Here is a 7,318-nt window from a genome sequence, read left to right on the forward strand (position 1 = left end):
CGGATCCGGTAGTGACGCGGCGGCATGAGGGGGAACTCCTCTCCAGGACGATACACTCGGAGGTCGATGTCCCTAGCCTAGGCGCCTGGCGGGTCCCGGTCATCACACCAAGGTAGTAGCCCCGGAAAATTCCGGGGCTACTACCGGCGCAAGGGGATCAGACCAGAAAGAGCGAGCGCGCCCGAGCTGCCGCCTGGGTGCGGTTGGAGCACCCGAGCTTGCTCATGAGGTTGCTGTTGTGTTTCTTGACGGTGTTGAGCTCGATGCCGAGCCGCAGCGCGATCGCCTGGTTACTGAGCCCCTCGGCGATGAGCCGCAGCACGCCGAGCTCGCGATCGCTGAGCGGCTCGACCAGCACCGCGTCCGCGCGTCCTGTCGCCTTCGCGCTCCCGTGCGGGCCGAAGCGGGAGAGCAGCTCGAGGGCATAGGCCCGCGCCGCCTCGGACGGCAAGCGAGGAGCGTGCTTCTTGAGGAGGCCTGCCACGGCGTCGCCCTCGTCGAGGAAGACGCGGACGAAGCCCTCGGGCGCCGCGAGGGCGAGAGCCCGGTCCAGCACGGCCAGAGCGCCGTCTCGCCCCCCCTGCCGATCCAGCAGCAGCGCGCGGAGCACCAGGGCGCGCAGCAAGAGGGGCAGCTGGGACAGGGCGGCGGCGTTCTCCTCGACGCGATCGAGCCACAGGGAGGCCTCGGCCGAATCGCCCGCCGCCAGGTGAATCCGCGCGACGGCCACCCCCTCGTTCTGGAGCGACCAGTTCAGGTAGTCGTCCTCGTGCGGCGCGCGAGCCTGCGCCCAGCGCAGGGCCTCGGCGCGCCCCTCGGCGCCCCGGGTGAGGGCGAAGAGGGCCCGGCGCATGGAAAGCGTCGACTCCAGCTGGGTGACGAAGGTCCGGACGCCGGCCTGGCGCATGAGGGCAAGGCCTCGCTCCAGGACGGCGACGGCCTCGGCCAGGTCCCCCTGGGAGTTCCTGAGGCGCCCCAGGTTCAGGTAGCCGTTCAGGGCCGCGTCGAGCATCTCCTCGCCGAAGCCCACCCCCTCCAGCAAGGCCTGCTCAGCGCGCTCGAAGTCGCTCCACTCGCGCATCAGCTCGCCGAAGCCGACCAGCGCGAAGCTCATCGCGGTGGTGTTGCGCAGGCCCTGCGCCTCGGCGTAGTCGAAGACCGTCTCGTAGAGGCGGTGGGCATCCTTCAATCGCCCGGTGTGGACGAAGAGCATGGCCTCCAGGCTCATGGACGCGATCAGGTAGTAGGCGGCGCCGAAGCGCCGGCTCAAGGCGGTAAGCTCCTCGTAGACGGCCACCGCGAGCTCGGTCTGGCAAGCGAAGTGATGGGCCAAAGCCAGGTTGAGCAATCCGAGCATCCGCCAGCCCGCATCCTCGGGAGCGAGCGCGGCCAAGGCCTCGCGGGACAGGCGGATCGCTCCGCTCAGATCCCGCCGAACCCGGGTGAGGTAGGCCCTCAAGACCTGGGCCTGGGCCAGGAGGCGCGAATCGCCATCCTCCTTCAGCCGGTTCTCGATGCGATCCACCAGGGCGGAAAGCCGCTCGGTTTGCCCGGCGGATCGCAACGCCTGGGCCCTGATGAGGTCGAGCCGGGGCCGCTGGGCGAGAACCTCGTCGGGCAAGGCGGCGAGCCAGCCTTGCAGCCTTGCCAGCTGGCCGCGCTGGAACTGCGCGTGACCGGCCTCGATGAGATCGGCCGCCCGGTCGTAATCTTCCCCCGCCAGGGAGTGTTGGATGGCGTCGTAGCTCTCTGCGCGCCCGGCGAACCAGGCCGCCGCGCGCCGGTGGAGGACCCCGGCATGCCCCGGCTTCCGCAAGGCCAGCAGGTGGCGCAGCATGTCGGCGAAGAGGTGGTGGTAACGGTACCAGCGCCGCGCCTCGTCGAGCGGCACCAGGAAGAGGTTCGCCTGCTCCAGGCGCGCGAGCATGGCCTGGCCGTGGCGCCCCGTGGTCACGGCCTCGCAGAGCGCGGCGTCGAAGCGATCGAGGATGGAGGTCTCCAGCAGGAACTCCTGCACGTCGGGGGCCTGGTGCGCCAGCGACTCCTCAACCAGGTAGTCGAGGATGTAGCGGTGGCGGCCATCGAAGCGCGAGACGAACGCGTGGCGATCCGCCAGGCCCTGCATGGAGAGTGCCGCGAGCTGCAGGCCCGCGACCCACCCCTCCGTGCTGGCTGCGAGCGAGGCCACGTCCGAGGCCGAGAGCGAGAGGGCCATGACCCGATTGAGGTAGGCGTCCGCCGTCTGGGGCGTGAAGCGCAGGTCATCCGCGCGGAGCTCGGACAGCTCGCCCCTCGCGCGCATCCGCGCCAGGGCGAAGGGGGGATCGGCGCGCGTGATGAGGACGAGATGGACCTGCGGCGGCAGGTTCTCGATGAAGAGGCTCATCCCCTCGAGCAAGGACTGCCCGGTGACCGCGTGGAAGTCGTCCAGGACGAGCACCAGCGGATCCGGGGAGGACCCCAGGGAGTTCAGAAGGGTGAGGATCACGTCCCTGATGGGCGGATCCGGTCGCTGCATCAGCTCGAGCGCCGGCGCGATCGCGCCGGGCGCGACCCGCTCGAACGCGGCGAGGACGTGCCGCCAGAAGCGCGGCGGCGCATCGTCGTCCGGCTCCAGGGAGAGCCAAGCCGTATGGGGGCGGCGGGCGCTCGCGTCGAGCCACTCGGCCACCAGGCTCGTCTTGCCGAAGCCCGCCGGGGCCGACAGCAGCGTCAGGCGCGCCGAGAGGCCCGCCTCGAACCTCGACGCCAGGTCGGGCCGGGGCACGGCCTTGAGGTTGCGGCGCGGGGCGAACAGCTTGGTGGCGAGAATCGGAGCGCTCAATTTCCCGCCAAGACGGCCAAGAGGGCGATCGCAGCGGGCAATCCCTGGATCCAGAGGATGGTTCGCTTGACGGTGACGGCCCCGAAGGCCCCGGCCACCCCCACGCAGCAGAGGAAGAAGACGGCGAGCGACCTGGCCATTCCCGGGTCGGAAGCGATCAGCGCCCAGACCAGGCCGGCGGCGAGGAAGCCGTTGTAAAGGCCCTGGTTGGCGGCGAGCGGTGCGGTCAAGGCCGCATCATGCTCGGAAAGGCCGAAGACCTTGCGGCCGAGCGGCCGGCGCCAGAACACGGCCTCGAGCAGGAGGAACCCCAGGTGCTCGAGGGCGACCAGGCCGATCAGGATCTCCGCGAGCATGGTCCCTTCCTCGGGCTAGGCATCCGGCGAGGGCTTCTTGCCCTTGAAGAGGTCGCCCAGCTTGTCGACCCCCTGCCTGAGGTTGAGCGCGAACCAGTCCAGGGTAGCGTCGATCCCCTTCATCGCCGTGCGCGCGGCCAGCTCGGCGCCCTCCACCGGGTGCGACAGGGCATAGCCCAGCTTGCGGTCGGTGTCGCCCGCTTGCTGATCGTTGCGGCGCGCGTAGAAGAGGGACAGCTCGACCACCAGGCCGCCGAGGGCCATGGGCAGGAGCATCGGGGCGAAGGCCGCGCTCACCGTCGCCAGGAAGAGCCCCGCGCTCGAGACGATGCTGCCCACGGCGAGCGCCCGGGTAGTGGTGGAGGACTCCTTGGCCTTGAAGACGTCGTAACCGATCCAGACGGAGTTGGCCAGGGCCGCCACGTTGAGGAAGGGCAGGGCCTTGCCCAGGCCCCGGAAGATGCTTCCAACGGGGGTCTTCATCAGCCAATCCACGCCGCGGCCGAGGGCCTTGACCGTCGGGGCGAGGGTCCTGGATCGAGCGGCGAACGTCCCGATGCTGCTCCAGGCCGCGATGAGCTCCTTGCCGAGGGTGATCCCGCCCTGGGCGTGGGTGGCGAGATCCAGGGCGGACTTGGTCTTCTTGACGGGCGAGGCGACCGGCGAGGTGAGGGTCTCGACCTCCTTGGCGGCGGCCTGGGCCTTGTCCTTGAGCTTCTTGTCACCCTTGGCGAGCATGACCACGTCGGCGACGACCGCGAGAGGGGCGAGGGCGGCAGGGGCGTTCTCGAGGACAGCCTTGGTCGCGGCGGCGGCGGCGAAGGCGTCGCCGTTGGCGACGGCCGCCACGCCGGCGACCATCGTCGCACCGTTCGCGATGCCGGTCTTGAGCGCGTCGCTGGTCGCGACCTTCCCGCCCATGGCCTTGGCGGCCTCGGTGACGGCGGCGACCGAGTCGCCCGAAACCGCGGCGGCGGCCACACCGACCGAGGTACCCACCACCGAGCTCACGAGCTTGTCGGCCTTGGTCGCGGCATTCTTGAGGAGCACGGATTCGGTCTGGTCCAAAGCGGCCTCGGGCTCGCCGGTTTGGTCCTGCTCAGCCGCCTCCGGCGCCGCCTCCTCGGAGGGGCGCTTGCGGAGCCGGTGAGGCTGCATATTGGTGCTGGTGCTACCGATCCCCGACATGGCCCACCCATCGACAACGAGCAAACGTGCCTTTCTTTATTATTCCCAGGCCATGGGCGATCTTTCGCCCCGGCAATCATTCTTATCCTTGCACGCTTGCGCCGCCGCGACGAAAGGGTCGCTTCGGTCTTGGTCCGCCCCAAGATCGACGCTACGATGCGATCCAAGAGCGCTCCGCAAGACGATGGAAGGACGAGGAGGCCCGAGATGCTTGCGACCTTGACTCAAAACTGGTGGCTCCTGCTGGTTCGAGGGATCTTCGCCATCCTCCTGGGGGTGGCCGCGATGGCTTGGCCCATCGCCACGGCGGCCGCCCTCGTCATCCTGTTCGGGGCCTACGCCTTGACCGACGGGCTCGTCACGACCGTCGGCGCCTTCGCCAACCGGGTGGGCGAGCACCGGTGGCTGATGCTGAGCCTGGGCGTCATCAGCGTGATCGCCGGGATCGCCGTCTTCAGCATGCCCCTCACCGCGACCGTCGCGATGTTCTACGTCGTGGCGGCGTGGGCCGTCTTCCGCGGCGTGGCGCAGATCGTCGGCGCCTTCCAGGTCAAAAACGAACAAACGAGCCAGCTCCTGATGGGGCTCGGCGGCCTGGCATGGATCGTCTTCGGCATCATGGCCCTCATGCAGCCGGCCGTCGGCTTCCTGGCCATGATGATCACCATCGGCACCATGGCCATCATCGCGGGCGCTTGCGAGATCGCCCTCTCCTTCCGGGTGAAGGGGGTCGGCGAGCGGCTTCGGGTGGCCATGCTCGAGGAGCCCACGGCGGCCCGCGCCTACGAGACCCCGCGCAGCCGCACCCCTCGCTGAGACGAAGGGCGAACTCCCGGTCAAGGCGCCCGGCATCGGGCGCCTTGACCTTTCGATCGTGGATTTGTGACAATCATTCTCACTTGCTAGACCGAGGAGAGCCGGAATGGACATGCACGAACTGATCGCGACGCGCCGCACCACCTTCTCGTTCCAGGACCGCCCCGTGCCCGAGGACGTCGTCCGGCGCGCGCTTCAAGCGGCCCACTGGGCGCCCAACCACAAGCACACCTATCCTTGGCGCTTCGTCCTGGTCGGGCCCGAGATGAAAGAGCGGCTTGCGGATTACTTCGCCGATCGCACCGAGGCCAAGCTGCGCTCGCGCGGCGCCGACGAGGCGGAGCTGCCGGCAGCGCGCAGCGCCGCGCGCGCCAAGGGCCTCGCGGTTCCATGCTACGTGGTGGCCTACGCCGTGCAGGAAGGCGACGAGACCAGGCAGCGCGAGGACTACGCCTCCACCTGCTGCGCCGTCCAGAACTTCCTTCTGGCCGCGTGGGCCGACGGGGTGGCGAGCGGCTGGAAGAGCTTCGACACCCCCCAGGCCTACGCCCTTTTCGGGCTAAACCCGGCGCATGCGAGGATCGTCGGGCTCTTGCAGCTCGGCTACGAGACCCAGCGGCACGATGGCCGGCGACCACCGGTCGAGACGGTCGTCACGCGCACCCCCTGAGCGCGAGATCCCGTCGGCGACGCAGCATGGAAAAGACATTTCATTCCGGCGAAAACCTCGTAGATGTGGCATAAAGCGCGTTCATGCGCTACAACGATGGGAGGTGTTGGCAACGCCGCCCACCGCTCACACACGACGGAGTACCGCGCATCATGCCCATGAACCCCGGCCAGTTCTCGCCCGAGTCCCTCATGATGACCTATGGCTACAACCCCTTCCTCTCGGAAGGGGCCGCGAAGCCCCCCATCTTCATGACCTCGACCTTCGTCTTCCGGACCGCCGAAGAGGGCGAGCAGTACTTCAAGTGGGCCTACGGCCTCGAAGAGCGCCGGACCGACCAGACCATGGGCCTGATCTACTCGCGCCTCAACAATCCCGGCCTTCAGATCCTCGAGGAGCGCCTCGCGCTCTGGGACGCCGCCGAGATGGCCCTGAGCTTCGCGAGCGGAATGGCGGCCATCACCACATCGGTGCTGGCTCACACCAAGCCCGGCGACGTGGTGCTCTACAGCATGCCCGTCTACGGCGGGACCGAGTTCCTGTTCCAGAACATCCTGCCCAAGTTCGGCATCGAGACCCGCGCCTTCCCGGCGGACATGCCGCTCGACGCGCTCGAGGCGCTCTCGAAATCCATCGGCGAGCGGCTCGCCATCCTGTACATCGAGAGCCCCGCGAACCCCACCAACGTCATGATCGACATCGAGGGCATCACCGCGATCGCCCGCGGGGCCTCGAGCGCCGAGCGCAAGGTCCTGACCTTCGTGGACAACACCTTCCTGGGCCCGATCTACCAGAAGCCCCTCGCCCAGGAGGCGGATCTGGTCCTGTACTCGGCCACCAAGTACATCAGCGGCCACAGCGACGTGATCGCGGGCGCGGTGACCGGCCCCAAGGCGGTGGTCGAGGCGATCTCGACCTATCGCACCATCATGGGGTCCATGCCCGACCCGTTCTCGTGCTGGCTGCTGATGCGATCGCTCGAGACCCTCAAGATCCGCATGGAGGCCCAGGCCGCCAACGCGACCCGCATCGCCGACTACCTGGACAAGCATCCCGCCGTCGAGCGGACCTTCTACCCGACGCTGCTCGAGCCCGGCACGCTCCAGCACGCCATCTACACCAAGCAGTGCTCGGGTCCCGGAGCGATCGTCTCCTTCGAGCTCAAGGGCGGCAAGGCCGAGGCCTTCCGCTTCCTCAACGCGGTCAAGCTGTGCAAGCTCGCCGTCAGCCTGGGCGGCACCGAGAGCCTGGTCGAGCACCCCGCCACCATGACCCACAGCGACATCCCGCCCGAGGATCAGCGCGCCTGCGGCATCACCGAGAACCTGATCCGCCTCTCGGTGGGCGTCGAGAACCCCGAGGACCTCATCAAGGACATCGCGCAGGCCCTCGAAGTGAGCCAGGCGCCTGTCGCCGCCACGGCGAAAGCCTGATCTCCCCAAATCGACGGCCCCCTGAACGCTG

At 68.7% G+C, this 7,318-nt stretch carries 6 protein-coding genes; 3 read left to right on the plus strand and 3 right to left on the minus strand.

Annotation, left to right across the window (positions count from 1 at the left end; translation table 11 throughout):
• Window positions 1–157: 157 nt before the first annotated feature.
• Genes V6D00_14710 through V6D00_14720 form a run of 3 tightly spaced genes read right to left on the minus strand, consistent with a single transcriptional unit; the run spans window position 158 to window position 4,338 of the window.
• Window positions 158–2,824, minus strand: a complete 2,667-nt coding sequence (locus V6D00_14710) for a LuxR C-terminal-related transcriptional regulator (GenBank protein ID HEY9900424.1) — start codon at window positions 2,822–2,824, stop codon at window positions 158–160.
• Window positions 2,821–3,180, minus strand: coding sequence for a DUF1304 domain-containing protein (locus V6D00_14715; GenBank protein ID HEY9900425.1), 360 nt, complete (start codon window positions 3,178–3,180; stop codon window positions 2,821–2,823). The genes V6D00_14710 and V6D00_14715 overlap by 4 nt, the downstream gene beginning before the upstream one ends.
• A 15-nt stretch (window positions 3,181–3,195) precedes the next feature.
• Complete coding sequence (locus V6D00_14720; protein ID HEY9900426.1) at window positions 3,196–4,338, minus strand: hypothetical protein; 1,143 nt, start codon at window positions 4,336–4,338, stop codon at window positions 3,196–3,198.
• A 237-nt stretch (window positions 4,339–4,575) separates the two neighbouring features.
• Between V6D00_14720 and V6D00_14725 the strand changes: the two genes are divergently transcribed.
• From V6D00_14725 to V6D00_14735, 3 genes are all read left to right on the plus strand, one after another.
• A complete protein-coding gene (locus V6D00_14725) occupies window positions 4,576–5,184 on the plus strand; it encodes an HdeD family acid-resistance protein (protein ID HEY9900427.1) in 609 nt (202 codons plus the stop codon).
• Between the two features lie 106 nt (window positions 5,185–5,290).
• A complete protein-coding gene (locus V6D00_14730; GenBank protein ID HEY9900428.1) occupies window positions 5,291–5,854 on the plus strand; it encodes a nitroreductase in 564 nt (187 codons plus the stop codon).
• Between the two features lie 152 nt (window positions 5,855–6,006).
• Window positions 6,007–7,287 (plus strand): cystathionine gamma-synthase family protein, encoded by a 1,281-nt coding sequence (locus V6D00_14735; protein ID HEY9900429.1) that lies wholly within the window; start codon window positions 6,007–6,009, stop codon window positions 7,285–7,287.
• Window positions 7,288–7,318 lie beyond the last annotated feature (31 nt).

Origin of the sequence: Pantanalinema sp. (assembly GCA_036704125.1) — a bacterium.
Classification (GTDB): Bacteria; Cyanobacteriota; Sericytochromatia; order S15B-MN24; family UBA4093; genus JAGIBK01.